The sequence below is a fragment of the Undibacterium paludis genome (assembly GCF_022568815.1).
In the GTDB taxonomy this organism is placed as follows: Bacteria; Pseudomonadota; Gammaproteobacteria; order Burkholderiales; family Burkholderiaceae_D; genus Undibacterium.
The window spans coordinates 300,431-324,469 of sequence record NZ_JAKZHX010000006.1 but is presented as its reverse complement, the minus strand read 5'-3'; the positions used below and the strand labels follow the sequence as shown (position 1 = coordinate 324,469).

22 protein-coding genes are annotated in these 24,039 nt (G+C 51.4%); 8 read left to right on the top strand and 14 right to left on the bottom strand.

What is annotated here, in order from left to right:
• Nucleotides 1–563: 563 nt before the first annotated feature.
• The 4 genes from LZ463_RS12740 to LZ463_RS12725 all read right to left on the bottom strand — a co-directional run bounded on the left by LZ463_RS12740 (nucleotide 564) and on the right by LZ463_RS12725 (nucleotide 4,510).
• The gene (locus tag LZ463_RS12740; protein WP_241456108.1) at nucleotides 564–1,130 is read right to left on the bottom strand and encodes a DUF1415 domain-containing protein; all 567 of its coding nucleotides are present in this window, start codon (nucleotides 1,128–1,130) and stop codon (nucleotides 564–566) included.
• A gap of 111 nt (nucleotides 1,131–1,241) precedes the next feature.
• Nucleotides 1,242–1,931, bottom strand: a complete 690-nt coding sequence (gene aqpZ, locus LZ463_RS12735; protein ID WP_241456107.1) for an aquaporin Z — start codon at nucleotides 1,929–1,931, stop codon at nucleotides 1,242–1,244.
• A gap of 279 nt (nucleotides 1,932–2,210) precedes the next feature.
• Nucleotides 2,211–3,797, bottom strand: coding sequence for a malate synthase A (gene aceB, locus LZ463_RS12730; RefSeq protein WP_241456106.1), 1,587 nt, complete (start codon nucleotides 3,795–3,797; stop codon nucleotides 2,211–2,213).
• Nucleotides 3,798–3,829: 32 nt separating this feature from the next.
• A complete protein-coding gene (locus LZ463_RS12725; protein ID WP_241456105.1) occupies nucleotides 3,830–4,510 on the bottom strand; it encodes a haloacid dehalogenase type II in 681 nt (226 codons plus the stop codon).
• 145 nt (nucleotides 4,511–4,655) lie between these two features.
• Between LZ463_RS12725 and LZ463_RS12720 the strand changes: the two genes are divergently transcribed.
• Entirely contained in the window at nucleotides 4,656–5,561 is a 906-nt protein-coding gene (locus LZ463_RS12720; protein ID WP_241456104.1) for a LysR family transcriptional regulator, read from the top strand.
• A gap of 9 nt (nucleotides 5,562–5,570) precedes the next feature.
• Here LZ463_RS12720 and LZ463_RS12715 read toward each other — a convergent pair whose 3' ends face one another.
• Nucleotides 5,571–7,178: a hypothetical protein gene (locus LZ463_RS12715; protein ID WP_241456102.1), complete on the bottom strand. Its 1,608-nt coding sequence runs from the start codon at nucleotides 7,176–7,178 to the stop codon at nucleotides 5,571–5,573.
• A gap of 217 nt (nucleotides 7,179–7,395) precedes the next feature.
• Here LZ463_RS12715 and LZ463_RS12710 point away from each other — a divergent pair, with 217 nt between their 5' ends.
• On the top strand, nucleotides 7,396–9,852 hold the full coding sequence (locus tag LZ463_RS12710; RefSeq protein ID WP_241456101.1) for an HzsA-related protein: 2,457 nt from the start codon (nucleotides 7,396–7,398) through the stop codon (nucleotides 9,850–9,852).
• A 49-nt stretch (nucleotides 9,853–9,901) separates the two neighbouring features.
• On the opposite strand, the gene LZ463_RS29100 is transcribed toward LZ463_RS12710, so the two are convergent.
• From LZ463_RS29100 to LZ463_RS12685, 4 genes are all read right to left on the bottom strand, one after another.
• On the bottom strand, nucleotides 9,902–11,605 hold the full coding sequence (locus LZ463_RS29100; RefSeq protein WP_277624040.1) for a methyl-accepting chemotaxis protein: 1,704 nt from the start codon (nucleotides 11,603–11,605) through the stop codon (nucleotides 9,902–9,904).
• 216 nt (nucleotides 11,606–11,821) lie between these two features.
• A complete protein-coding gene (locus LZ463_RS12695) occupies nucleotides 11,822–12,025 on the bottom strand; it encodes a cold-shock protein (RefSeq protein WP_007878889.1) in 204 nt (67 codons plus the stop codon).
• Between the two features lie 275 nt (nucleotides 12,026–12,300).
• Complete coding sequence (locus LZ463_RS12690; RefSeq protein WP_241456099.1) at nucleotides 12,301–13,086, bottom strand: enoyl-CoA hydratase/isomerase family protein; 786 nt, start codon at nucleotides 13,084–13,086, stop codon at nucleotides 12,301–12,303.
• 69 nt (nucleotides 13,087–13,155) lie between these two features.
• A complete protein-coding gene (locus LZ463_RS12685; protein WP_241456098.1) occupies nucleotides 13,156–13,635 on the bottom strand; it encodes a thioesterase family protein in 480 nt (159 codons plus the stop codon).
• Between the two features lie 189 nt (nucleotides 13,636–13,824).
• Between LZ463_RS12685 and LZ463_RS12680 the strand changes: the two genes are divergently transcribed.
• The 5 genes from LZ463_RS12680 (at nucleotide 13,825) to LZ463_RS12660 (ending at nucleotide 20,218) form a co-directional block, all read left to right on the top strand.
• On the top strand, nucleotides 13,825–15,027 hold the full coding sequence (locus LZ463_RS12680) for an acetyl-CoA C-acetyltransferase (protein WP_241456096.1): 1,203 nt from the start codon (nucleotides 13,825–13,827) through the stop codon (nucleotides 15,025–15,027).
• Between the two features lie 24 nt (nucleotides 15,028–15,051).
• A complete protein-coding gene (locus LZ463_RS12675) occupies nucleotides 15,052–17,202 on the top strand; it encodes a 3-hydroxyacyl-CoA dehydrogenase NAD-binding domain-containing protein (protein WP_241456095.1) in 2,151 nt (716 codons plus the stop codon).
• 155 nt (nucleotides 17,203–17,357) lie between these two features.
• Nucleotides 17,358–18,752 (top strand): MBL fold metallo-hydrolase RNA specificity domain-containing protein, encoded by a 1,395-nt coding sequence (locus tag LZ463_RS12670; protein WP_241456130.1) that lies wholly within the window; start codon nucleotides 17,358–17,360, stop codon nucleotides 18,750–18,752.
• A gap of 36 nt (nucleotides 18,753–18,788) precedes the next feature.
• Nucleotides 18,789–19,226, top strand: coding sequence for a hypothetical protein (locus tag LZ463_RS12665; protein ID WP_241456093.1), 438 nt, complete (start codon nucleotides 18,789–18,791; stop codon nucleotides 19,224–19,226).
• Nucleotides 19,223–20,218 carry a CapA family protein gene (locus tag LZ463_RS12660; protein ID WP_241456092.1) on the top strand — a complete coding sequence of 332 codons (996 nt, stop codon included), beginning with the start codon at nucleotides 19,223–19,225 and terminating at the stop codon, nucleotides 20,216–20,218. Before LZ463_RS12665 ends, LZ463_RS12660 begins: the two co-directional genes overlap by 4 nt.
• 14 nt (nucleotides 20,219–20,232) lie before the next feature.
• Here LZ463_RS12660 and LZ463_RS12655 read toward each other — a convergent pair whose 3' ends face one another.
• Nucleotides 20,233–20,532 carry a 2Fe-2S iron-sulfur cluster-binding protein gene (locus LZ463_RS12655; protein ID WP_241456089.1) on the bottom strand — a complete coding sequence of 100 codons (300 nt, stop codon included), beginning with the start codon at nucleotides 20,530–20,532 and terminating at the stop codon, nucleotides 20,233–20,235.
• A 126-nt stretch (nucleotides 20,533–20,658) separates the two neighbouring features.
• Here LZ463_RS12655 and LZ463_RS12650 point away from each other — a divergent pair, with 126 nt between their 5' ends.
• Nucleotides 20,659–20,997, top strand: coding sequence for a hypothetical protein (locus LZ463_RS12650; protein ID WP_241456086.1), 339 nt, complete (start codon nucleotides 20,659–20,661; stop codon nucleotides 20,995–20,997).
• 85 nt (nucleotides 20,998–21,082) lie between these two features.
• On the opposite strand, the gene LZ463_RS12645 is transcribed toward LZ463_RS12650, so the two are convergent.
• The 4 genes from LZ463_RS12645 to LZ463_RS12630 form a co-directional block, all read right to left on the bottom strand.
• On the bottom strand, nucleotides 21,083–21,379 hold the full coding sequence (locus LZ463_RS12645) for an SCP2 sterol-binding domain-containing protein (protein ID WP_241456084.1): 297 nt from the start codon (nucleotides 21,377–21,379) through the stop codon (nucleotides 21,083–21,085).
• A 102-nt stretch (nucleotides 21,380–21,481) separates the two neighbouring features.
• Nucleotides 21,482–22,147, bottom strand: a complete 666-nt coding sequence (locus LZ463_RS12640) for a class I SAM-dependent methyltransferase (protein ID WP_241456082.1) — start codon at nucleotides 22,145–22,147, stop codon at nucleotides 21,482–21,484.
• Complete coding sequence (locus tag LZ463_RS12635) at nucleotides 22,140–22,943, bottom strand: HAD family hydrolase (RefSeq protein WP_241456081.1); 804 nt, start codon at nucleotides 22,941–22,943, stop codon at nucleotides 22,140–22,142. The genes LZ463_RS12640 and LZ463_RS12635 overlap by 8 nt, the downstream gene beginning before the upstream one ends.
• Nucleotides 22,940–23,881: a CysB family HTH-type transcriptional regulator gene (locus tag LZ463_RS12630; RefSeq protein WP_241456079.1), complete on the bottom strand. Its 942-nt coding sequence runs from the start codon at nucleotides 23,879–23,881 to the stop codon at nucleotides 22,940–22,942. Before LZ463_RS12630 ends, LZ463_RS12635 begins: the two co-directional genes overlap by 4 nt.
• Nucleotides 23,882–24,039: the final 158 nt, after the last annotated feature.

Sequence of the window (24,039 nt, the reverse complement as noted above, 5' to 3'; positions counted from 1 at the left end):
TGGCAATAAGGCTAAGAGATTTGATGAAAATACAGAGCATATTTATTGCCCTGAGACACAAAGCGCAAAGGGCGCGGCCTGGCAGGCATGCCTAACTATGGGGGTATAAGATATTTTCCTGCAGTACACCTCTTATAAACAAAATGAGAAGCAGCATACTCCCCATTAGTATATAGAGAGGCAATGATTTATATCGTTGCCAGATAGGAATCTGACTGCAAATTACTTATTTGCATATGAATATAAGAATTCAATGTAAGAAGTCGGTTGATGACAAGAAAAACAATCAGGTCGCGACCTGATTGCTTACAATGAATTGGTGATAAGACTCACGCGAAACCACCCCAAAGCTTGCGGCTTAGCCTACTGTCCAAGTCGTCCTACCTTCGCGGGCGGGTATCCATGCCTGATCAGCCTGGCCAGTTTTACTGTCTGCGTGGGTGATCAACGATGGATTCCCGCTAAAAGCAGGCGGGAATGACGGCTTGAGATATATTGCGCTCATTGTGATCCGTGCATGGCAGACGCAAAAACCGCCTGGAACAATTTCGCATAGGTCCAGTTTACTTCTTCCCGTATTTGGAAAACAGTCTGCGCCAGCCGTCATGGCCGAGTTTGCGCATGGTTTCCATATTCTTTTCGTAAATTTGCTCAGCTTCAGGAAAAGCCTGCACTGCCCTGTCTATGCTTTCTTCACGCAAGAGATGCAGGGTCGGGTAAGGAGAGCGGTTGGTGTAATTTTCTATGTCATCCTGCTCGGTGCCGGCAAACTGGTAGTCGGGATGAAAACTGGCTATCTGCAAGATGCCGTCAAGCTCCAACTCTTCGAGCATGCCGTCGGCAACATCAAGGAAATCATTGAAATCGAGAAAGTCGTTCAGCGCCAGCGGATGTATCAACAACGTGGTTTCAATTTTTTCGGGATTAGCTTCAGCCAGTTGTTCAAGTTCGTGCTCCAGTTCTTCGAGCAAGGCTTCTGGTGTGCGGGCCTGACTGACAACATAGCGTATCTGCTGCTTGACTTGCACAGCTTTGGCAAATGGGCAGAGATTGAGACCGATGACGGCTTTTTCCAGCCAGGCTTCAGTTTCTGAAATAACGTCGTCGGTATTGATGATGGAACTGGGCATGATAAAAACAGAAATGAACAAGGCCCGAGAATACCATGCCAGATTGGCAGATGCATGACATCTGTCAATCGACAAGCTATTTTCAGGCCCGAGTCAAATTCACTACTACTTTTACTTTGCTTCGCCTGCGATTGCCTTGTAGCTGACAGCACCCAATACTGCACCAACGATGGGAGCAATCCAGAACAGCCACAGTTGCTGCAGGGCCCAGCCACCGACATAGATGGCAACGCCGGTACTGCGTGCCGGATTGACGGAGGTATTGGTGACGGGGATGCTGATCAGGTGTATCAACGTCAGGCCAAGGCCAATGGCGATTGGTGCAAACCCTTGAGGTGCCCGGCTGTCGGTGGCACCAAGGATAATGACCAGGAACATCATGGTCATCACCACTTCCGTGACCAGGGCAGCCACCATGGAATAGCCGCCAGGTGAATGCTCGCCAAAACCATTCGAGGCAAAACCGCCGGACACATCAAAACCTGCCTTGCCGCTGGCAATCAGGTAAAGCACGCCACCGGCGACAATACCGCCAAGGACTTGCGCAACAATGTAAGGCAGCAATTTGCTGGCAGGAAAACGGCCACCAGCCCACAAACCGATGGAGACTGCCGGATTAAGGTGGCAGCCAGAGATATGGCCTATTGCATATGCCATGGTCAGCACGGTCAGGCCGAAGGCCAGTGAGACCCCATGCAGGCCGATGCCCACGCCAGGGAAAGCTGCCGCCAATACTGCACTGCCACAGCCACCAAGTACCAGCCAGAATGTTCCCAGGAATTCAGCGCCATATTGTTTCATTTGCTCACTCACTTTTCAAAGAGTATGAAATTGATAGTTTCTCCGCACGACAAACCGCAGCAGATATGCCTATGGATATGCCTGCGCAGTGAGTGACAATATAGCAAATTTATATTGCCATATTGTTAAAATATGTGATGTAAAACGACTTTTTCTGCGATCTGCCTGGCGAATTAAAGATATTTATCAAAAGCCAATGTTTTCTGTATGCAAAAAAATAGGCCCCGATTATCTCGGAGCCCGTTTTTGTCTATGACCTTTAATCCTTTAGTGCTTGAATCAGATTTCTTCGTACAAAGGCAGGGTCAGGAATTCAGCAAAATTTTCTGAAGTCGACATTTCTTCAAAGATTTGTGCTGCACGGTCATAGGTGGCGCCTGTACCCGCCACTTCCTTGACCTTGGCCAGTTCTTCCGGAATCATGGCGCGCACCATGTCGGCCGTCACTTTGCGGCCATCTTCCAAATTGCCTTTGGCAGAACGTATCCATTGCCAGACTTGGGAGCGACTGATTTCTGCTGTTGCCGCATCTTCCATCAGGTTATGGATAGGTACGCAGCCATTGCCAGCCAGCCATGCGCCAAGGTAATGGATGCCGACGTTGATGTTGTAACGCAGGCCTGCTTCGGTAATCGGTGTTTCTGGTTGGAAGTTCAGCAAGTCTTTGGCGCTGACTTCGATGTCAGGGCGCTGCTTGGAAATCTGGTTAGGCGCGTCGCCCAATACTTTCTTGAATTCTGTCATCGCCAGTTCGACAAGTCCTGGGTGGGCAACCCAACCACCATCGTAGCCATCTGTGGCATCACGGGCTTTGTCATTACGCACGCCGCCCATGGCGATCTCGTTTTTCTCAGGATCGTTCTTGATAGGAATCAGGGCCGCCATGCCACCTATCGCAGGGGCATTGCGCTTGTGACAGGTTTTCAGCAACAACAGAGCATAGGAGCGCATGAAGGGCGCGGTCATAGTGACCTTGGCACGGTCTGCCAGGCAGAAGTCTTTGTCGTTCTTGAATTTCTTGATGCAAGAGAAGATGTAATCCCAGCGACCGGCATTGAGGCCAGAGCTATGTTCGCGCAGTTCATACAAAATCTCATCCATCTCGAAAGCTGCAACAATGGTTTCGATCAGCACCGTAGCCTTGATGGTGCCTTGTGCAATGCCAATTTCATTTTGCGCCATGACAAAAATATCGTTCCACAGACGTGCTTCCAGATGGGATTCCATCTTTGGCAGATAGAAGTAAGGACCGGCGCCACGTGCCAGTTGTTCTTTGGCGTTATGGAAAAGAAACAGGGCAAAATCAAAGATGCCGCCAGAGATGCGCTTGCCATCAACGAGCACATGTTTTTCATCAAGGTGCCAGCCACGTGGACGAACCACCAGAGTAGCAATCTTGTCGTTGAGTTTGTAGGACTTGCCGTTTTGTTCCAGGCTGATGGTGCGGCGCACGGCGTCGCGCATATTGATCTGGCCGGTGATCTGGTTATCCCAGTTCGGTGTATTGGAATCTTCAAAATCTGTCATGTAGCTGTCAGCGCCGGAGTTGAAGGCGTTGATGACCATCTTGCGCTCTACCGGACCGGTGATCTCCACACGGCGGCATTCCAGCGCTTTGGGAATAGGTGCGATCTTCCAGTCACCTTCGCGGATATGCCTGGTTTCTAGCAAAAAGTCTGGCTGCTCACCGGCATCCAGGCGCTTGGCGCGTTCTACACGGGCGGCCAGCAATTCCTGGCGGCGCGGCTCAAAGGCGCGGCTCAGTTTGGCGACCAGAGCCAGTGCTTCGGGTGTCAGGATGTCGGCAAAGCCTGGCTTGATTTCGCCAGTAATCTGCATGCCCTCAGGTAAAGTCAGTTGTGTCATGGTGGTCTCCGGAAAAATAAATTAAAACGAAATCAGTAACGGTGTTTTGCTATAAAAGGAATCAGGTCTTGCAGGCTGCTGCCCTGACCATGTGGTGTGACGCCCAGCTGTTCCAGCGGCGCGGCTTGCCGATTGACCCAGAAAGTGGTGTAGCCAAACCAGGTGGCGCAACATGCGTCCCAGCAATTGCTGGATACGAACAGGATATTCTTGACAGGCATACCAAACACATCAGGCGCCATCTGGTAAGCCTCGGGGGCGGTCTTGAATTTCTTGACGACTTCCACCGATAACAAATGGCTGAATATGCCCTGCATGCCCGCAGCGTCGACGGCCGACTGCAGCATATGCATATTGCCGTTCGATAAGATCGACATCTTCATGTCTTGCGCCTGCAAGGCTTGCAAGACAGACAGGTTTTCAGGAAAAGCTTTCAGCTTCGCATATTGCCCCATCAAGCTGTTTTGCGCATCCAGCGTCAGTTCCAGGCCCAGCTTCTGGCAGCAGAACACCAGCGCATCCTGCGTGACTTCCCAAAATGGCTTGTACATGCTGCACATGGTGCGCAGACGGGTATATTCAATTTGTTTGTCGCGCCACAACTCTGCCAGCGCCCTGCCCTGGCCGGGAAAAAGCTTGTCTGCCAGTTCGCTGACGGAATATACGTCGAACAGGGTACCGTAGGCATCAAAGGCAATCGCTGAAATAGGCATGTTGGTTTAATGGCAAATAGAAATTAACTGCTTTTTTGAATGATTAACATCATGAAAGCAGTATATTCAATATAAAATCATATAATCGATCAAATTCATCACTACATTTTTTCATTTTAGTTACAAATGAAGATAGTAAATTGCCATGGATCAATTTAAACAAATCTCGACTTTTGCTGAAGTTGCCAACCGCGGCAGCCTGTCCGCGGCGGCGCGGGCCGAAGGGGTGGCCCCCGCCATGATAGGCCGCAGACTGGATGCGCTGGAAGAAAGACTGGGCGTCAAGCTCTTGCAGCGCACCACTCGCAAACTGGCCTTGACGAATGAAGGGGAAGCTTTTCTTGAGGATTGCCAGCGCATACTGGCGGACCTGGAAGCAGCAGAAACAGCCGTGTCAGAGCGTAGCGCCCGCGCCAGCGGCACGTTGACAATATCTGCACCGGCCGGTTTTGGCCGTCAGCATGTGGCGCCGCTGATGCCGTCTTTTTTGAGTGAACACCGCGATGTCAAACTGACCCTGAGCCTGAATGATCGTGTGGTGGACCTGATTGGCGAAGGCATAGACGTGGCCATACGCATTGCCGCATTGACAGATTCCAATCTGATCGGCGTCAAGCTGGCCGACAACAAGCGTGTGGTGGTGGCGGCCCCTGCCTACATCAAACGCCATGGCACACCGCAAACCCTGGATGAACTGAGCAGGCATAACTGCCTGGCTTTCAGCGCCGACGGCAGCCAGCGTGGCTGGACCTTTCGCCAGAATGGCAAGAATGTGACGTTAAAAGTCGAAGGCAATATGGTCTGCAATGACGGTGAAGTGCTGCATGACTGGGCCCTGTCCGGCAAGGGCCTGGCCTGGCGCTCAATGTGGGAGGTCGGGGCAGAAATCGACAGTGGCAAACTGGTGACGGTACTCGATGAATTCAATGCGCCGGGCAATGATATCTATGCGATCTTTGCGCAAAGGCGTCACCTGCCCTTGCGCATACGCGCCTTCATCGATTTTTTGCGACACGCCTACAGCCAGCCCAATTACTGGAACAAATCCTGAATCGACTGCCTACTTCCCGACCGCAAACAAGACCGCATTATTGATGCCGTATACAGCACCATCGGCGCCGATGGCGGTTGGCGTATAGGATTCGCCAAGACCACTGGTCAGACGTACCCTCTCACTCAGGGTATTGCTTGCCAGGTCCCAGCGGTACATGTAACCGTCTTCGCTATTGACGATAATGGAGCGGGTAAACGGGTCAACCGCCGCAGTGTTAATACACCATTCATACACACCGCCGGGCCAGTTGGGATCAGGCGTAGCACCAAGTATGGTCAGCACCTCTGTCATCACTTTCTGATCAGATATCGTGTCCTGCTGGGCAGTGTTCGGGTCCAGTATCGCCACCTTGTTTTTTGAATCGCCAGAACCGGCCCTCGCATAATTATTGTATTTGACCATGAGCAAATAGCCGGAACTACCCTTGTAACTGGGCACAATGCTGGCAGGCACGATCGATGCCGTATCATCCCAGCCAAATGACCCCGGCGTCTTGCTCACTGACAGATCGGCATTGAAATGCAATAACCAGCCACGCTGGTTATGGGCATTGGCTGTTGCTTCCAGCACGCCGATATACACATCACCATCAGGTCCTATGGTGGGTGAAGCCGTACTGTCATCCGATACAAAGGCCGAAGTTTTTTCTTTCGGATCCATCAGCCGCACCTTGCTCTTGATGGCCAGGGTGGCGCTATCCAGCGCCAGCAGATAACCGGCCTGACGCACAGCGGTTGCCGCATTGCCATTAACGACGACATACACGGTTTTCTGATCAGCCGATATCGCCGGTGCGCTATTGGTGGCAGGCTTGACGATAGTCGCGTCGTCGGTACTGCCCTGCACACTGATCCAGCTTGCATTGCCATCAGCAGAGATACGTGCAAAGCCGCTGCTCAGGCCCAGCGGACTGCCTGAGACTGCTGTAAAACCAAAGTAGATATTGTTTTGTGCGTCTGCAGTAATCGGTGTATTGATAAATACCGAGGCATTCATCAACACCTTGTCTGCCGCATATTTGGCGTCGCCGTAAAACACCAGGGTTTGTGTGGTAGAACTGGCGGAGTCAGCATCGTCACGATAATAGACCTTGCCACCGGCGCCCGGTGCGTAGATGCGATTATTGCTGGTCAGGGTCAGGTTGTAACTCGGTGTCCAGCGGTGGGCTGGCATGATGTAGTCGCTGGCGACACTCCAGATTTGTGATCCGGTACCGCCAGAACGCGCCTCAAACCGGTAAGTGTCTGCTGCCTCTGATTTGACCGGCAGGATCACCGTATTTTTTGCAGTAATGACAGGTGAGCCGTAGTGATACAGCAAATAACCGCCAGCCGAATATTGCGGCGCAAGGTCCACACCTGTTTTCCAGAGTACGCGATTGAGCGGCTGGGTCGCAATGCCGGAAATGGCATCATGCTGGGCATTGCGGCCAAGGCCGAACCAGGCAGGTCCATTGACTTGCGTTTCTTTGGGCGGGATGACATCGCCACCGCTGGTGACACCGCTCCCTCCACCGCCGCCACAAGAAAGCAAAGTGACTATACTCATTGTTGCCAGCGATAGCTTGAGCAATTTGATGGATCTGGAAATCTGTCTGGTTGGTTGTGCCTGCATGTCAGCCCCGGTGTTGGATAGTACTGGAACAGCTCCCCAAAGCCAGTCAGGTAACCAGGGTATGGTTGCAGAAATTACGATGGCTAATCGGGGAGTAAAATTCAAACTTTGTTGTAGTTGCACGGAAGATTGACTGAATTTTGCCAAAAACTCAAGAACGATTTGTAACACTCATTTACAATCAAGGCACTTCAACCTGTAATCCTGCCAGCCATTCATGAACAAGAATTTTGCCTGCATCGCCCTTCTTTATGGCGGCCTGCTTTTATCAGCTTGTAGGAAGAACGGCGAAGCAGACAAAGAAACACTACAAAAAGCAAATACGACACACTCGCCGGCAGTCACCATCCTGGCATTTGCGACAGACAAACTCATCACGACTGCCAGTGAAAACAACTATCTGCACTGGGATGTGCAAGGCGCCAGCAAACTATACCTCAGTCCCGAGCCCGGTGACGTCAGCGGGCTTGATACCATTGCCATACATCCCGACATCAGTACCGTTTATACACTGACGGCCACCGACGAAAAAGGCAATATCAGTACAGCCACCACGACGGCAGATGTATTGCAGGATACGGGGAAAGAAGCCAGTTATCCCATCATGTTTGTTACCCAGGTCCCCATGCAGACAGACCAGGCTGCACGCCTGTCCGCCTTTGCCAATCACATGACAGGAGTGGATCAAGTGCCACGCGGTGGTGACCTGATGTTGCGCTACCAGGATGGCAAATTGCGCAACCTGACCAGGGAAGCCGGCCTGGGCATGACAGGTTTTCAGGGTAATCAGGCCATCGCCGTACGCGAACCGGCGATACACTGGAACGGTAAAAAAGCCGTGTTCAGCATGCTGACCGGTGCACCACAAAATGCCGGTGAACCAGTCAAGGGCCACTGGCAAATTTATGAAATCAGCGGTTTGGAGCCAAACCAAAAAGCACAGGTCAGGAAACTGCCATTTCAGGATGAAAACTACAACAATGTGTCACCCCTGTATGGTGAGCAGCATGGCAATGATGACGCCATCATTTTCACTTCTGACCGCCCACACAATGGCAATGCACATCTGTATCCGCAACTTGACGAATATGAGGCAACGCCGACGATTAGCGGCATATGGAAACTGTATCTGGCAAGCGGTCAATTGCAATTGCTCAACCATACTCCCAGCGGTGCGTTCAATCCCATCTTAGACAGCTTTGGCCGGCTCTTGTTTACCCGCTGGGACCATCTACAGCAAGACCAATTGGCAGACCGTGATCGCGATGCACAAAACAATGGCTTTACCCTACCCTTCAATTCTTTCAACTATGCAGATGACGGTGTAAATGCGCACAAGCTGGTCAGCAGGTTTGAACAATTTCCTGAATCCAGGGTAGGAGGTGACAGCCCCTACGGCAAAGTAAATGGTTTTCGCAGTAATTTTTTTACGATATGGCAGATCAATCAGGATGGCAGTGGCGAAGAAACGCTGAATCACCTGGGCCAGCATGAACTGGCGCCTGGCTACATCATGCCAAATTTCAGCGATGACCCGCACTTGAAGGTGCACACCACAGACAAACTGGCGGCCAATGCCTTTGCCATCCGGCGCGAAGGCGGTCTGTTTCATTTGCGTGAAGACCCGCGCAAACCTGGCACTTATTACGCAACCCACGCTCGCGAAGCTGCTTCTTACACGACCAATCACCTGGTCAGGCTAACGGCTAGCCCTGACATGAACCCGGAGAAAATTATCATTACTCCGGTCACGGCAACATCAGCCAATGACATTCTGGAAGGCGGCCGCTACCGTAATCCCCTGCCCTTGTCCGATGGTCGCTTGCTGGCCAGCCACACCACGGAGAAACTGCCACCGGCAGAAGGGCTGGGGCTGCAAGACCTGCGTCTGAGATTCCTGCAAAAGAATAACAAAACCGGCCTGTATGCGGCAGGTGAAGCCTTGACCACAGGCATACAAAAAACGGTAAGCTGGTGGTCAGGCAATGTCAGGAAAGAATACAAAGGCACTCTCTGGGAACTGGAGGCGGTCGAAGTTCGCCCGCACCGCCGTGCAGTTCGCGCGCCTTCAGCACTGGAAGCACCGGAACGCGCCGTGCTGGCAGAAGCAGGTGTCAGCGAAGCAGACCTGCGTGCATGGCTGCAAAAAAATGAACTGGCCCTGATCGTCACACGTGACCAGACCAGCCGGGACAGGGCAGATATGCAGCAACCGTACAATCTGCAGGTGCCAGGAGGGGTAAAAACCATTTCGCAGCAACAGCCGGACGCAAAAATTTATCCGATCTCTTATTTCCAGATTTTTGCAGCAGACTTGTTACGTGCCTATGCAGACCGCCCAGGCCGCCGCGCACTCGCCACCCCTGTCAGCATGGATAAGCGATATCAGCAAACCGGCAAATACGCACCCGCAGGCGCTGTAAAAATCGCAGCAGACGGATCGACCGCCGCCTTTGTCCCTGCCGGTCGCGCCCTGACCTGGCAAAGTACTGACGCCGCAGGCAATGCCATCGTCCGTGAACGCAACTGGATTACTTTCCAGCGTGGTGAAATGCGGGTCTGCGCCTCATGTCATGGCGTGAACAGCCTGAATCAGGCAGGATTGCCGACACCAGCAAACAAGCCACAGGCATTGAAGGAACTACTTGGCTTATGGAAGACACTGCCCAAATAGGTGGCTGCAGGATGTTCCCGCTATGCCACCTGTTTTCAACAAACCGGAATTAAAATTCTTCCCAGTCATCCTGCGCCGCAGGTGTTGCGGTTTTCTTTGGCGTACTTGCTGCCTTTGCCGGCAAGGATTTCACGACAGGGCGCGGAGCAGGTTTGTCCTTGACAATGCTGCTGGCCGGTGCAACCGCCGGCCCCCTGACACCGGTGTCATTGGCATCAATCTTGAAGATGCTCACTGCATGGTTCAGGTTGTTGGCCTGGTCGCGCATACTGCTGGCTGCCGCTGCAGCCTGCTCAACCAGTGCGGCATTTTGCTGTGTTGCTTCGTCCATCTTGCCTATGGCCGTGCTGACCTGGTTGATACCGTCCCGCTGTTCTGAGCTGGCTGCCGTAATTTCAGCCATGATGTCTGCCACGTTTTTGATGGACACCACGATCTCACCCATGGTTTTACCGGCATCATCAACCAGGCGCGAACCTACCTCTACCTTATCGACAGAATTGCTGATCAATTCCTTGATTTCTTTTGCTGCATTGGCAGAACGCTGTGCCAGATTACGCACTTCGGTCGCCACCACGGCAAAACCACGTCCCTGCTCACCGGCACGTGCTGCTTCCACTGCAGCATTCAAGGCAAGGATATTGGTCTGGAAAGCGATGCCATCAATCACACCGATGATGTCGACTATCTTCTTGGAACTTTCCTTGATGGATGACATGGTGTGGACCACATCACCTACCACCTGCCCCCCCTTACTGGCCACTTCTGATGCATTCGATGCGAGGGTATTGGCCTGGCGCGCATTATCGGCATTTTGCTGAACGGTCGAAGTCAGCTCTTCCATGGAAGAAGCAGTTTCTTCGAGGCTGGCCGCCTGTTGCTCGGTCCTTGCCGACAAATCCATATTACCAGTCGCGATTTCTTCAGATGAGAGCGCGATGGAAGAACTCGATTGACGCACCATGGTCACGGTTTGCATCAGGCTCTGGCGCATGTTTTCCAGAGCAGACACCAGTTGGCCCATTTCGTCCTGGGATGCAGGCTTCAGTTGCTGCGTCAGGTCACCATTACCTATCGCCTCAAACTGAGTGATGGCCAATCGCAAAGGGTGGGAAATGGCGACCAGCAAGAAATAGGCAGAAACAAAAACAGCAACCAGGCCACCCAGCACACCCAATACATCAACCCAGACAAAAGTGACGAAGGCGTCTTCGCTATCTTTGAGTGAAACTGCTGCGCTGGTGAATTGATACTCGTTTAATTTTGCAATTTTGTCGGAATAAGCACTGTAAGCAGACGGCACAATTTTCATGTTGATATTGTCAGCCTCTTCCTTATTGCCCGCTTTGATGGCATTCAACATGGGAACATAGGCATCTTTGATGTACTTGTCCCTTAAAGAAGCAACTTCGTCAGAAATCTTCTTTTCTTCAACATCCTGGGGAAGAGACAGGTATTTTTTCCAGTTTTCGTCCGATTTTTCCAGAAAACCTTCTGCACGTTTGATCGTTTCTGCAGTGTCAGGAAATTCAGGATGAGAGATGGCACGGTCAAGTGCTGTACGGGACCGCAGGATTAATTCCCGGGATTGTCCCAATGCCTCAACGGAAGGGAGCTGATTGGAAAATATGTCCTTGATGACGGCATTACTATTTCTGACGCCATAAATACCCATCAACCCACCTATGAGTAGCATGACTGCCATGAATGCCATGGTACCTATCAGTCTTAACCTGATTGTCAGATTGAACATTGTTGCTTCTCCCTTTGAACGTTCCCCGTAATTTGGGAAACAAGAATAAAAAAAATTCTCATGAAGAGTCTTGATCAGGGACAACTTTAATGCATCTGCAGCTGTTTGAGTATAAAGAAAATGGTGAATAATGCACAAGATATTTTAATTTTTGCAAAAAAAATCCCCGATAAATCGGGGATTTTTCAGTGCAGAACTAAACTAACGATTCAGCAATTAGATTGCCTGGATGTTAGAAGCTTGCTTGCCTTTAGGGCCTGTCGTTACTTCGAAAGAAACGCGTTGGTTTTCTTTCAAAGATTTGAAGCCGTTAGATTGGATAGCGGAGAAATGAGCAAACAGATCTTCACCGCCTTCATCTGGAGTGATGAAGCCGAAACCTTTTGAATCATTGAACCATTTAACAATACCTGTTGCCATTACAATTTCCTATTTCAGTTAATGTGGGCATATGCCCGATAGATCGTTTCAACCAAGTAAGAAATGACAGACTGATACTGCACTACCACTTTGAATCTCAACGACTAGATGATTATACGCAGAATTTCGCGGAAAAGTAAAATAAAACATCTAGTCCAGAAATTATCTTGGATTTACTGGGGGAAATTCTTTTTTTTCCCTTAAAAACGTCATTAAACTGTCATATTCTCTACTTGAGTCAGCCAAATTGACGGTTCTAGCAGCCGGTCCTGGTCCTAATTAAGCTTGCAACCGAAGTGGGCTGTACGCTTATCCAGAAAAGCAGAGACACCTTCGGCAAAGTCGGGGGTCATGGTGACAGAAGCAAATGCTTCAATTTCATCGTTGACCTGCTGCTCCAGCGGGGTGGCGTCAGACTGGTAAATCAGGCGCTTCATCCTGGCATAGGTCTCTTGCGGGCCGCGTAGCAGTCTTAAAGCCAGCTTTTCAGTCACATCTTTCAACTGCTCTGGTGGTACAACCAGGTTGATCAGACCAAAGGCCAGTGCTTCATCGGCATCAAAGTTTTCTGAAAACAGCAGCCATTCCAGCGCCTTGCGATTACCGACCAGTCGTGGCAAAAACCAGGTATTACCGACGTCGGGACTGGCGCCTATCTTGGCATAGGCCATGTTGAATCGCGTTCCTTTGGCGGCCACGACCAGGTCAGCCGCATTCATGGTGCCCATGCTGCCACCGGCAACAGCACCGTGCACCGAGGCAATGACGATGGCCGGCAGTTTATGCAGGCGCAAGATTGCCTGATTCAATTCGGCCCCGATTTCGCGTATTGCCTCTGGGGAAGCAGGATCGCCAGGTCTGAAACTGCTGATATCACCTCCGGCGCCAAACACCTTGCCTTCAGCACGGATGATGACAACGCGGACGGAGTGATCCTCAGCCAACTCCTCAGTCAGCCGGTTTAGCAGGCGTATTTCTGCCGCCCCCATCACATTCATACAATTCGGATTATTGAAGACAATGGTTGCCAGGCCATTCGCTTTTTCCAGACGTATGCTCATGTCATCCTCCTGTTGGTTTTAGGCGCTCAGTACACTTACCATCCTAGTCAGTAGAAATGAGAAAGGCAATCAGGCTCGTCCATGCAACATGAAAGCAGCGGCACCTGTCGCAATTCTGTCACCTTTTTCATTGCGCAAATCCATCAGAACATTGGCCACGCGCTTGCCCAGCCTGGTGACTTCAGCACCGGCAATGAAGTACTTGCCACGCCCCGGCTGCAGGTAGTCTATGCGTAAATCTATCGTACTCATCTTGCCGAATTCCCTGATCTGCGAGAGTACATCGTCTTGCGGGCTCTGCTGCGCCATCTTGAGCAGGATGGCAAACCCAGCCACGCTATCCAGGACAGAAGCAATGACACCGCCATGCAACATGCCCTGGGCGAAATTGCCCAGCAGCTGCTCGCGCATCTCTATACCAAGGCTGGGCGAATCAGGGTCAAAACTGTCCAGCTTGACGCCCAGCAAGTTGCAAAAAGGAATCTTTTCTTCAATGACGATTTTGAGCATACCCCGAAATTCCGGGTTGTCGATAATGGTTTGTGTCATGGTTTTTATTCACATAAATTGCAGCCGTCAGGCTGCTTCACTATTATTTTCAAAGCTACATTAATTTAATCAAGCAATTGCTTTATTAATTGTATCATCATACACTCCCGGCTCAGCAATGCCTGATTTTGGTCATGTTGGCTGCCGCAACTTCCATCGATAACTCACCTCGCATCACAGGAGAATCAAATGACAGAAGCTTATCTTTTTGATGCCCCGCGCACACCGCGCGGTAAAGGGAAAAAGGATGGATCGCTACACAGCGTCAAGCCGGTTTCCCTGCTGTCCGACCTGATGCAGGACATGCAACAACGCCTGTCCCTGGATACAGCGTTGGTCGACGACGTAGTGCTGGGTTGTGTCACCCCCATCGCTGATCAGGGGGCAGATATCGCCAAGACAGCGGCCCTGGTCGCCGGATGGGATTGGCAAGTGGCAGGTGTCACGCTTAACCGTTTTTGCGCATCGGGCCTGGAAGCAGTCAATCTGGCAGCACAAAAAGTACGCTCAGGCTGGGAAGACCTGGTCGTGGCCGGTGGCGTTGAATCGATGTCGCGCGTGCCCATGGGGTCGGATGGCGGCGCCTGGGCAGCAGACCCGCAAACCAGCATGCAGACTGATTTTTTGCCACAGGGCATAGGCGCAGACCTGATTGCCACACTGGAAGGTTTCAGCCGCGAAGACGTCGACGCTTTTGCCCTGCGCTCACAACAGAAAGCCACCGCCGCCCGTGCCGGCGGCCGCTTCACATCGCTGCGCCCGGTACGCGACATCAATGGCCTGGTGATACTGGCTGAGGACGAATTCATCAAACCGCAATCAAGCATGGAAACACTTGCCGCACTCAAGGCTTCGTTTGAAATGCCGGGGAAAATGGGTTTTGACAGTGTAGCCCTCCGCAAATACCCAGAGATAGAACGTATCAATCATGTGCATACTGCCGGTAACTCTTCCGGCATTGTCGATGGCGCCGCCCTGGCCCTGATAGGTTCAGAAGCCATGGGTAAACGTCTGGGCCTGAACCCGCGTGCACGGATAGTCGCCTCTGCCGTTACCGGCACCGACCCGACCATCATGCTGACCGGCCCTGGCCCCGCCACCATCAAGGCGCTGGGCAAAGCAGGCTTGACCATCAGGGACATTGATCTGTTCGAAGTCAATGAAGCCTTTGCTGCTGTCGTCATGAAATTCATGAAGGACTTGCAGGTGCCGGAAGAAAAGGTCAACGTCAACGGTGGCTCCATCGCGCTTGGCCATCCCCTCGGAGCGACCGGTTGCATGTTACTCGGTAATCTGATTGATGAACTGGAAGCGCGCAAGCTGAAGCGCGGACTGATTACTTTATGTGTCGGTGGTGGCATGGGTATCGCCACCATCATAGAACGTGTGTAAAACCAGTCACCGAAAGCAGACGCCATGATCAACTACAGCAAAGATGCACAACACATCGTCACACTGACCATAGACATGCCAGGGCTGTCGGTCAATACAATGAATGCCTCATTCCGCTCGGCCCTGGCTGCTGCGGTCGCACAACTGGAAAGAGATAAGGACCAGATCAGCGGCGTCATCCTGACATCGGGCAAAGACAGTTTTTTTGCCGGTGGAGACTTGCGCGAACTGATACGGATACGTCCCGAAGATGCGCAGTCCTGCCTGGACATGGTAGAACGCAGCAAGGCCATATTGCGCAGGCTGGAAAAACTGGGTAAACCCGTGGTTGCCGCCATCAATGGCAGTGCTCTTGGCGGTGGACTGGAACTCGCACTGGCCTGTCATTACCGCATCGCGCTGAATCAAGCCAGGTCGAAAATCGGCTTCCCCGAAGTGACGCTGGGCTTGCTGCCTGGCGCAGGGGGCGTGGTGCGCACGGTACGCCTGCTGGGCTTGCAGGAGGCCATGCCTTACTTATTGGAAGGCAAGCAGGTATCCCCCGCTGCCGCCCTGGAAGCCGGTCTGATACATGCCCTGGCAAACAATCAGGCAGACATGCTGCAACAGGCTGCCATCTGGATACTAGCCAACCCGCAAGCAAAACAGGTCTGGGACAAGGATGACTATAAATTGCCTGGCGGTGCAACAAATTCACCCAAGCTGCTACCCATGATCATGGTGGCGCCTGCCATACTGCGCGAAAAGACCCGCGGCAATTACCCAGCGCCAGAAGCCATACTGGCCGCCATGGTGGAAGGCGCACAAGTCAACATCGACAATGCCTTGAAAATCGAAGGTCGTTACTTCACGCAACTGGCAACGGGGCAGATTGCCAAGAATATGACTGGCACCCTGTTCTTCCAGATGCAGGAAATCAGTAGCGGTAAAAGCCGTCCCCAGGACATTCCCAAGTCAAGCGTCAAAAAACTGGGGGTGATAGGTGCCGGCATGATGGGAGCCGGTATTGCCAACGTCAGTGCAGCACGCGGCATCGCTACCGTCTTGAAAGACCAGACGCTGGAAAAGGCTGAACAGGGTAAGGCCAGTGTCGCGCAAATCCTGAACAAGAAAGTTACACAAGGTCGTCTGTCTACCGAAAAAGCAGAAGCGCAACTGGCACTGATACAGGCCAGCGGGCAAGCCAGTGATTTCGCCGGTTGCGACCTGATCATAGAAGCCGTCTTTGAGAACCGTGAATTGAAAGCCAGCGTCAACCAGGAAGCAGAAAGCTATTTGCCAGACAACGGCGTCATGGCCAGCAATACCTCCACCCTGCCCATCAGCGGCCTGGCAAAGGCAGTCAACCATCCTGAACGTTTTATCGGCCTGCATTTCTTCTCGCCGGTAGACAAGATGCAACTGGTTGAAATCATCAAGGGCAGGCAAACTGATGCGGCAACGCTGGCCCGCGCCTATGACTATGTACTGCAAATCGGCAAAACACCTATTGTCGTCAATGATGCACGCGGATTTTTCACCAGCCGGGTATTCGCCAGCTTTGTCAATGAAGGCCTGAGCATGCTGGCAGAAGGCCTGCCCGCCGCCCTGATAGAAAATGCAGCGCTGTCCGTAGGTATGCCGGTCGGACCGCTGGCCGTGCAGGATGAGGTGTCACTGAGCCTGTCACGTCATGTGACAGAGCAGACCAGGGCTGATATGCAGGCTGAAGGACTGAGCTGGAAAGAACCAGCTTCTACCGCCGTCATCAATGTCATGCTTGATCAACATCAGCGGGCTGGCAAGGCAGCTGGTGCAGGATTTTATGAATATCCTGCAGAAGCAGGCATCCATGGAAGTAAAAAATACCTGTGGCCAGAATTGGGGAAATTATTTGGCAAAGCCGGATTTACCTTGCCCTACGCCGACTTGCGGGACAGGTTCCTCTACATACAGTCCATAGAAACCATGCGCTGCATGCAGGAAGGTACATTGGAATCCAGTCGTGACGCCAATATTGGATCAATTTTTGGCATTGGTTTCCCTGCCTGGACTGGTGGTGCGGTGCAATTCGTCAATCATGTTGGAGTAGAGCAATTTGCAAGACGTGCAGCAGAATTGCAAGCCAATTATGGCGAACGCTTTGCCTTACCGGACAGATACTTGGAATTTGCAAAAGACAGCCGTCAATATTGAGTTAACACAAAGAAATTGCAATGAATTGGCAACAGTCGTCGATTTGTTATTGACCAAGTTATCTCCGCAGTATTCAATTGAATATATGTTTTCTGGAGCTAGTTCGATGACAGACTGACCGATGAAAACAACTCTTTGACTGGAGGTGTAACTTGATCAAACTGCATTTCTTGGGAGCTGCCGGTACAGTAACAGGTTCACGTTATCTGCTGGTTTCTGATCAAACCAGCATTTTGGTGGATTGCGGTCTGTTTCAGGGCTATAAGCAATTGCGCTTGCGCAACTGGGAGGAACCACCTTTTGATCCTTCAAAAATTGATGCAGTCTTATTAACCCACGCCCATCTCGATCACTCTGGTTACCTACCCTTACTGGTCAAACTGGGATTCAAGGGGAAAATCTACTGCAGCAAAGCCACTTTTGCGTTATGCAGATTATTGCTGCGTGATTCTGCTCATCTGTTTGAAGAAGAGGCAGCCTACCTGAATCGACACCATCTGTCCAAACATGAGCAAGCACTGCCTTTGTATGACAGCAAAGATGTAGACAAGGCGCTCAAGCATTTTCATTACATAGATGAACACACCAACATTGCAATAGCTGATGACGTGCATGCAAAATGGGTGCCTAACGGACATATTCTTGGCTCCTGCAGCATCTCCCTGAAGATGGAACAGACCAGGTTGCTGTTTTCCGGCGATGTAGGTCGGCCACGCGACTACATCATGAAGGCGCCAGAATTTGCAGAAGAAACTGATTACCTCATTGTTGAGTCAACTTACGGGGATCGCCTGCACAGCAATAACATTCCCGAAAACGAATTACGTGACGTCATCAACAATACCGTACAACACGGTGGTTCGGTCCTGATACCGTCATTTGCCGTCGGGCGCGCGCAAACCCTGCTGTACTTACTGTATAAATTGCGCACAAACAAGCAAATACCTAACTGCCCCATTTATCTGGACAGCCCCATGTCAGAAAGTGCTACAGGCATCTACAGCCTCTATGCAGATTCACTAAAACTTTCAGCTGAAGATATTGCCGGGATGTTGGCTATGACTACCTACGTGAAAACGCCGGAAGAATCGCAGCGTCTCAACGGTGAACGCTGGCCAAAAGTGATCATCTCTGCCAGTGGCATGGCGACCGGCGGACGAGTGCTGCATCACATGAAGTATATGGCCCCCGACGACAGGAATTCCATTGTTTTTTGCGGCCACCAGGCTGGCGGTACAAGAGGTGAATCTCTGCTCAATGGTGCCAGCACAGTCCGCATTCACGGCCAGGATGTGAGGGTACGTGCCAAAGTTGTACAAATAGATGGCTTATCAGCGCATGCGGACTACCAGGAGTTGTTAGGATGGCTCAAACACCTGAAACAAACTCCATTACGTAGTTTCATCACACATGGTGAGCCAGCGGCGTCTGACCACTTGCGTCAGCAAATAGAACGCGAACTGGATTGGCGCTGTGAAGTACCTGAGCATTTATCCTGCTATAAAATAGACGGTAAAACTCTGACTTCCCTACGTGCGCAAATACTGTGATAATCGCTGTTCGTATAAACGGACATCGGTAAATCTATGCAAACACTTGCAGGAACGAGGAAGACGTATCGAGTATCTTCATTGATCAGTAGTGTTTTTTTGATGGTCAGTTGCCTGAGTGCGACCAGTCATGCAAAACCCCTATTGCGTTGCTATGTCAGCTATGCGGGTAGCGTGCAGACCATCCAGAGCCTGATAGTACAAGACCCGTACGATGTGAAAACAAACGACATCGGTGAACGTTTTACGTTCAAGGCAGTGATGGTTGGCAAGGAGCAAAGCATAGACTATGTCAAGCTGTATGCCTATTTCCAGACACGTCATGGTGATATCCCCATACATCAGGCAACTTACCTTCCCCCGTTCAAAGTATCCCCCCAGGAAAGCCCGCTGACGCCGCAAAATTCTGTCTACGCCGGTGCGGTCGAACGAGAACTGCAATACCGTTGCACCCTACAAGAGGTGCAACAATGAAATTCATCAAACAGACTCTGTATCACTTATTGTCAACTTTCACCTTGTCTGCGATAGCTGCAAGTGCGGCCCTGGCACAGGATGGCAGTGTCAGTATCCTGTTTGCCGGTGATGTGGTACTTGACGGTAAACCTGGCAAAATGATTGCCAATGGCAAAGACCCGTTCGCACCGTTTGCACCTTTATTCAAAAATGCCGATATCCGTGTTGTCAACCTTGAATGCGTGGTAGCAACCACCGGCGAAGCAGCTGACAAGAACTTTACCTTCCGCGCCCATCCCCGCACCCTCGATACATTAAAGCAGCACGTAGACGCGGTGTCGATTGCCAACAACCATTCAGGTGATTTTGGCCGTGCCGCTTTCCAGGAAATGCTGGGCCTGCTTGACCAGCAGAAAATACTGCACTTCGGGGGTGGTAATAATCTGCGCGAAGCTCATACACCGTTGATCATCGAAAAGAAAGGTTTGCGCATCGCCCTGCTCGGTTACAACGAATATATGCCGCGCAGCTTTGAAGCGCAAGCACAGGCCGCAGGTGTCGCCTGGAGTGAGGATGAACAGGTTGCTCTCGACATCCGCCAGGCACGTCAACAACACAAGGCAGACCTGGTTATCCCCTTCATGCACTGGGGCTGGGAAAATGACAAAGTCGCCGTCGACAGGCAACGTCAACTGGCGCGGGTCATGATCGATGCCGGTGCTGATGCTGTCATCGGTGGACACCCCCATGTGATACAGGACGTAGACAATTACAAAGGCAAGCCCATTATCTATAGCATAGGCAATTTTGTCATGGATGAACTGGACAATGAACCGCAGACACGTGGCTGGGTGATACGTCTGCAACTGGACAGAAAAGGCGTCATGGCATGGACGACCAGACTGGCAAAAATTGATGATGAAGGCGTGCCACATCCAGTACCCGATGCCAGCACGCCGTGCTGGAACCGTTCTGATGGCAAGCTCGGTCAATGCCGTAACAGTGAGTAATTAAAACCGGATGACTAAACCTTGACCGCCGCAGGCACATGCAGTACCACGTCCGAGCCGGCTCGCGCAACACAGGGCAATATCCAGCCATCCTGCTTTTCTTCCAGGCTCAGGCCCGGCCAGTCTATCTGGTAGGTGATCTTGCCGGACAGCAGCTTGCACATACAGGTGCGACAGGTTCCATTGCGGCAGGAATTGGGGATGCGCACCCCATCGAACAGGGCAGCCTCCAGCAGGCTGAACTCCTCACTGGCTTCGCAAAGCCAGTTCTGCGGCTGCACTGTTAAAGTCCAGGATTCATTCTGCGAGCTCATTTTTTCTTCCCGTCATCCTTGTCTTCATGCCTGAATTTTACTAGATTGAAAGTCTGCCCTGCATAGTCACACCAATTGCTTGAATTGCGTACTATGCCGGAGCAAATGTCATATCAGGAGCCCGTTATGATGACAGCCAGTGCCCATCTTATTTCCCAGCAGCAAGACGATTATTCGGAAAGGCGTAATGTTCGTGCACCCGATTTTATCCTGGTGCAACTTGATCCACGTGAAGTGATAGAAGGAGTCATGTTAGAAGAAGGATTTCAATCAGAGGATGCCCCCTCGGCCGGTAGCATGCGCGAGCATTGCCCTTATTGCAGTGGCGTACAACTGCAATTGATATTGCGCTACAAGTTCGTCAGGCGCTCCCACCTATTTTGCAGCAATTGTACACGTTGTTATGACGCGCTCTACCCTGATGGTAGTTCAGCATTGGCCTTAAGCGCCATGTCTCTGGTATAAAAATATAAAACAACAATAGAAAACGGCATTTCAATTCGCCAAAGCGAACAGAAATGCCGTCATGTCACAAGCTGTATTGCCTTGCTTACACGACTGTTTGCAAGCGCATGGCAACGCCCATGTCGCCAGATACTTTCAACTTACCCATCATGAAGCCGTTCATGGGATTCAATTTGCCAGTCAGCAAGTCCGCCAGGTTTTCAAGAGAAATCGTGATGGTGCAAACTGCTTCTTTATTGTCATTGCTGACGCTGTTTGGTGCCGCCAGGGCGTCAACAAATACGACACCTTCATCGCCGCAGTCAAATTTCAGGGTGGCGTTCAAACCGCTATCGTCACCAACTTTAGCGCGTATCGCTTCTGTGCAAGCTTGCAAGTCCATGTATTACTCCAGAAAAAAAATAAACGACTTGCAATGTATCACGGCAGTCTTTCGAGGAACAATACTAGAACAGACTCCGTGACAGATTTTCATTTCGCTATTTCACTTCAATACGCAGGTCAGCATCCAGTAGTAAGTATTCCTGAAAATACGGATATCACGGACAGAAGGACCAAATTTTTTGCGCAATGCACTATCTGTAGGGAAATTCTTCAGGATTTCCACCCTGCTACCATCTTCCTGCTTGCGCAATTGATAGGTATTGCCTTCGAGGTCAGTACGGGCAATCACTGTACTGCTGCCTTCTACATAGTTATTGTCTATCAAGACCAGCGTACCCCCCTTGCCTGCGACCTTGCTCAGATGCGCCAGCAAAGCCGGTTGTTCATCACGCAGGACATGCGACCAGAAAAAACCGGCAAAACAGGCTGAATACTGGTCTGCATCGGCTGGCGGCAAATCATACAGATCCGTCACCGAAAATTTCACTTTGCCGTCAGGATAAGATTTGGCCTGGGCCAGGTCTATCATGGACTGGTTGTAGTCAGTCGCCATGACAGAACTTGCCACCGGCGCAAAACGCTCAGTCCAGTATGCGGTACCGCAGGCCACTTCAAGCACGCGCTGATCTTTCAGGACCTCAATCACTTTACCCTGGATTTCACGCAGGTCCTGTTGGCGTTCCGGTTTTTGATAGACCTGCTCCAGCTTGCCGGCGCGTTGCGCATAATAATTGCGCATGGGGTCGTGCATTTTGTTTTCATTCATCTTTTGCTTTCAACAGAAAATCCACCAGTTCCACAAATCCCGCTCCATATTCAGCCTCGCAGACATACACCGGATGGGCATCGAACCTGTCGAGAAATTTGCGGACATTCGCCACACCCACCGATAAAGGATAGTGCGCAAACATGCTGGCATCATTGGCAGAATCACCAATAAATACATAGGTACTACACGCTTCTTCATCACTGATACCAAATACTTCGTGTAAGACACGCTCACTCATACTCTGTTTACTGAACGGCAGGACAGAAGCATGGGCATGAATGCTGCTCGTCGTCGCATGCAAGCCATGTTCCCGGATCAGTACAACTGCCTCATTCACTTGCGACATGGGCAGGGCTGGAATATTTTCCGCAATATCAAAGGCCAGGTCACCTATACGCTGTGCTGCATCAGCAGCAGGCAGGATGTCCGGAAAATGTCGGCGCATGATATCGGCAAAGTCCAGCAATTGCTGCCTATGCTGCTTGCGTACCTCGGCGTCAGCATAATACAGTGCCTGCTGAGCCCCCTTGCCATCTATCCAGAAAGCACTGGCGCCATTTTCAGCAATGACGGCATCAAAATCACATAGCCTTAACAAAGGCAAGGTCCAGTAAGTCGGCCTCCCTGTAACGGCAATGCGCCGCAGGCCCGCTGCTTTTGCCCTGTCCAGCGCCGCCAGGCTGGCCACTGTCAACTTGCCGTGGCTACTGAAGGTATCATCGATATCCGTCAGTATGCCACGCACCTGCCGGCGCTGTGCTGCCGGCCAGTTGCCCAATGGCTGCATGCTCATAAATCGTAAGTGTCCTTGTTACCCTGCATGACGTTATCGATCATCTTGCGGTTCAGGGTGGGATTAAGCAATTCTATGAAGGTATAGATGTAACTGCGCAAATACGCGCCCTGCTTGATGGCGACACGGGAAATATTCATGCCGAACAGATGACCGACGGGTATGGCCCGCAAATTCCTGTCGCGCTCGGCATCAAAAGCCATGCCCGCGATAATACCTATACCCATGCCCAGTTCCACATAGGTCTTGATGACGTCAGCATCAATGGCTTCAAGGAGGATGTCCGGCTTGAGGTTGCGTATCTGGAAAGCGTGGTCTATCTTGCTGCGCCCGGCAAAGGCGGCATCATAAGTAATGAGAGAGTAATTGGCAATCTCTTCGAGAGAGACATTCTTCAGCTTCAGCAAGGGGTGCTCAACCGGCACTACCACGACATGTTCCCACTGATAGCAAGGCAGGGAAATCAAGCCGTCAAATCCGGCGATGGCTTCTGTCGCAATGGCGATATCTGCCTGGTCACGCATGACCATTTCGGCAATCTGCTTGGGATTGCCCTGTAACAGCGACAATCTCACCTTGGGGTATTTTTGCATGAAGGCCTGCACTACCTTGGGCAGAGCATAGCGCGCCTGGGTATGGGTGGTGGCGATGGTGAAGCTGCCACTGTCCTGCGCTGCAAACTCCTTGCCTATGCGTTTGAGCCCGTCAATTTCCTGCATGATCAGTTCAACCGACTTCAGCACTGCCCTGCCCGGCTCGGTCAGGCCGCGTATGCGCTTGCCGTGACGAGTGAAAATATCCACACCCAATTCCTCTTCCAGTTCAATAATTGCCTTGGAAACACCAGGTTGCGATGTAAACAGGGCCTTGGCGGCCTCAGTCAAATTAAAATTCTGTCTTACCGCTTCGCGAACAAAACGCAATTGATGTAGGTTCATGGGTATTCTTGTGTGAGAAAGAAGGTCACTGTTGCTCTGGTCTGCTGCAAAACCGGAATGTTTCTATCTGGGACTGGTGACTGATTGAGGATGTCCATTCAAACCCCACCGGCGTCCTCACCGTTATCACAGACCAGGATTACTCTTACAATGTTAAG

Excerpts from the sequence above, each read along its gene's own strand:
- LZ463_RS12740 (WP_241456108.1), bottom strand. The coding sequence starts at position 1,130 with ATGCCCAGTTCCATCATCAATACCGACGACGTTATTTCAGAAACTGAA.
- aqpZ (WP_241456107.1), bottom strand. The coding sequence starts at position 1,931 with ATGAAACAATATGGCGCTGAATTCCTGGGAACATTCTGGCTGGTACTT.
- aceB (WP_241456106.1), bottom strand. The coding sequence starts at position 3,797 with ATGACACAACTGACTTTACCTGAGGGCATGCAGATTACTGGCGAAATC.
- LZ463_RS12725 (WP_241456105.1), bottom strand. The coding sequence starts at position 4,510 with ATGCCTATTTCAGCGATTGCCTTTGATGCCTACGGTACCCTGTTCGAC.
- LZ463_RS12720 (WP_241456104.1), top strand. The coding sequence starts at position 4,656 with ATGGATCAATTTAAACAAATCTCGACTTTTGCTGAAGTTGCCAACCGC.
- LZ463_RS12715 (WP_241456102.1), bottom strand. The coding sequence starts at position 7,178 with ATGCAGGCACAACCAACCAGACAGATTTCCAGATCCATCAAATTGCTC.
- LZ463_RS12710 (WP_241456101.1), top strand. The coding sequence starts at position 7,396 with ATGAACAAGAATTTTGCCTGCATCGCCCTTCTTTATGGCGGCCTGCTT.
- LZ463_RS29100 (WP_277624040.1), bottom strand. The coding sequence starts at position 11,605 with ATGTTCAATCTGACAATCAGGTTAAGACTGATAGGTACCATGGCATTC.
- LZ463_RS12695 (WP_007878889.1), bottom strand. The coding sequence starts at position 12,025 with ATGGCAACAGGTATTGTTAAATGGTTCAATGATTCAAAAGGTTTCGGC.
- LZ463_RS12690 (WP_241456099.1), bottom strand. The coding sequence starts at position 13,086 with ATGAGCATACGTCTGGAAAAAGCGAATGGCCTGGCAACCATTGTCTTC.
- LZ463_RS12685 (WP_241456098.1), bottom strand. The coding sequence starts at position 13,635 with ATGACACAAACCATTATCGACAACCCGGAATTTCGGGGTATGCTCAAA.
- LZ463_RS12680 (WP_241456096.1), top strand. The coding sequence starts at position 13,825 with ATGACAGAAGCTTATCTTTTTGATGCCCCGCGCACACCGCGCGGTAAA.
- LZ463_RS12675 (WP_241456095.1), top strand. The coding sequence starts at position 15,052 with ATGATCAACTACAGCAAAGATGCACAACACATCGTCACACTGACCATA.
- LZ463_RS12665 (WP_241456093.1), top strand. The coding sequence starts at position 18,789 with ATGCAAACACTTGCAGGAACGAGGAAGACGTATCGAGTATCTTCATTG.
- LZ463_RS12660 (WP_241456092.1), top strand. The coding sequence starts at position 19,223 with ATGAAATTCATCAAACAGACTCTGTATCACTTATTGTCAACTTTCACC.
- LZ463_RS12655 (WP_241456089.1), bottom strand. The coding sequence starts at position 20,532 with ATGAGCTCGCAGAATGAATCCTGGACTTTAACAGTGCAGCCGCAGAAC.
- LZ463_RS12650 (WP_241456086.1), top strand. The coding sequence starts at position 20,659 with ATGATGACAGCCAGTGCCCATCTTATTTCCCAGCAGCAAGACGATTAT.
- LZ463_RS12645 (WP_241456084.1), bottom strand. The coding sequence starts at position 21,379 with ATGGACTTGCAAGCTTGCACAGAAGCGATACGCGCTAAAGTTGGTGAC.
- LZ463_RS12640 (WP_241456082.1), bottom strand. The coding sequence starts at position 22,147 with ATGAATGAAAACAAAATGCACGACCCCATGCGCAATTATTATGCGCAA.
- LZ463_RS12635 (WP_241456081.1), bottom strand. The coding sequence starts at position 22,943 with ATGAGCATGCAGCCATTGGGCAACTGGCCGGCAGCACAGCGCCGGCAG.
- LZ463_RS12630 (WP_241456079.1), bottom strand. The coding sequence starts at position 23,881 with ATGAACCTACATCAATTGCGTTTTGTTCGCGAAGCGGTAAGACAGAAT.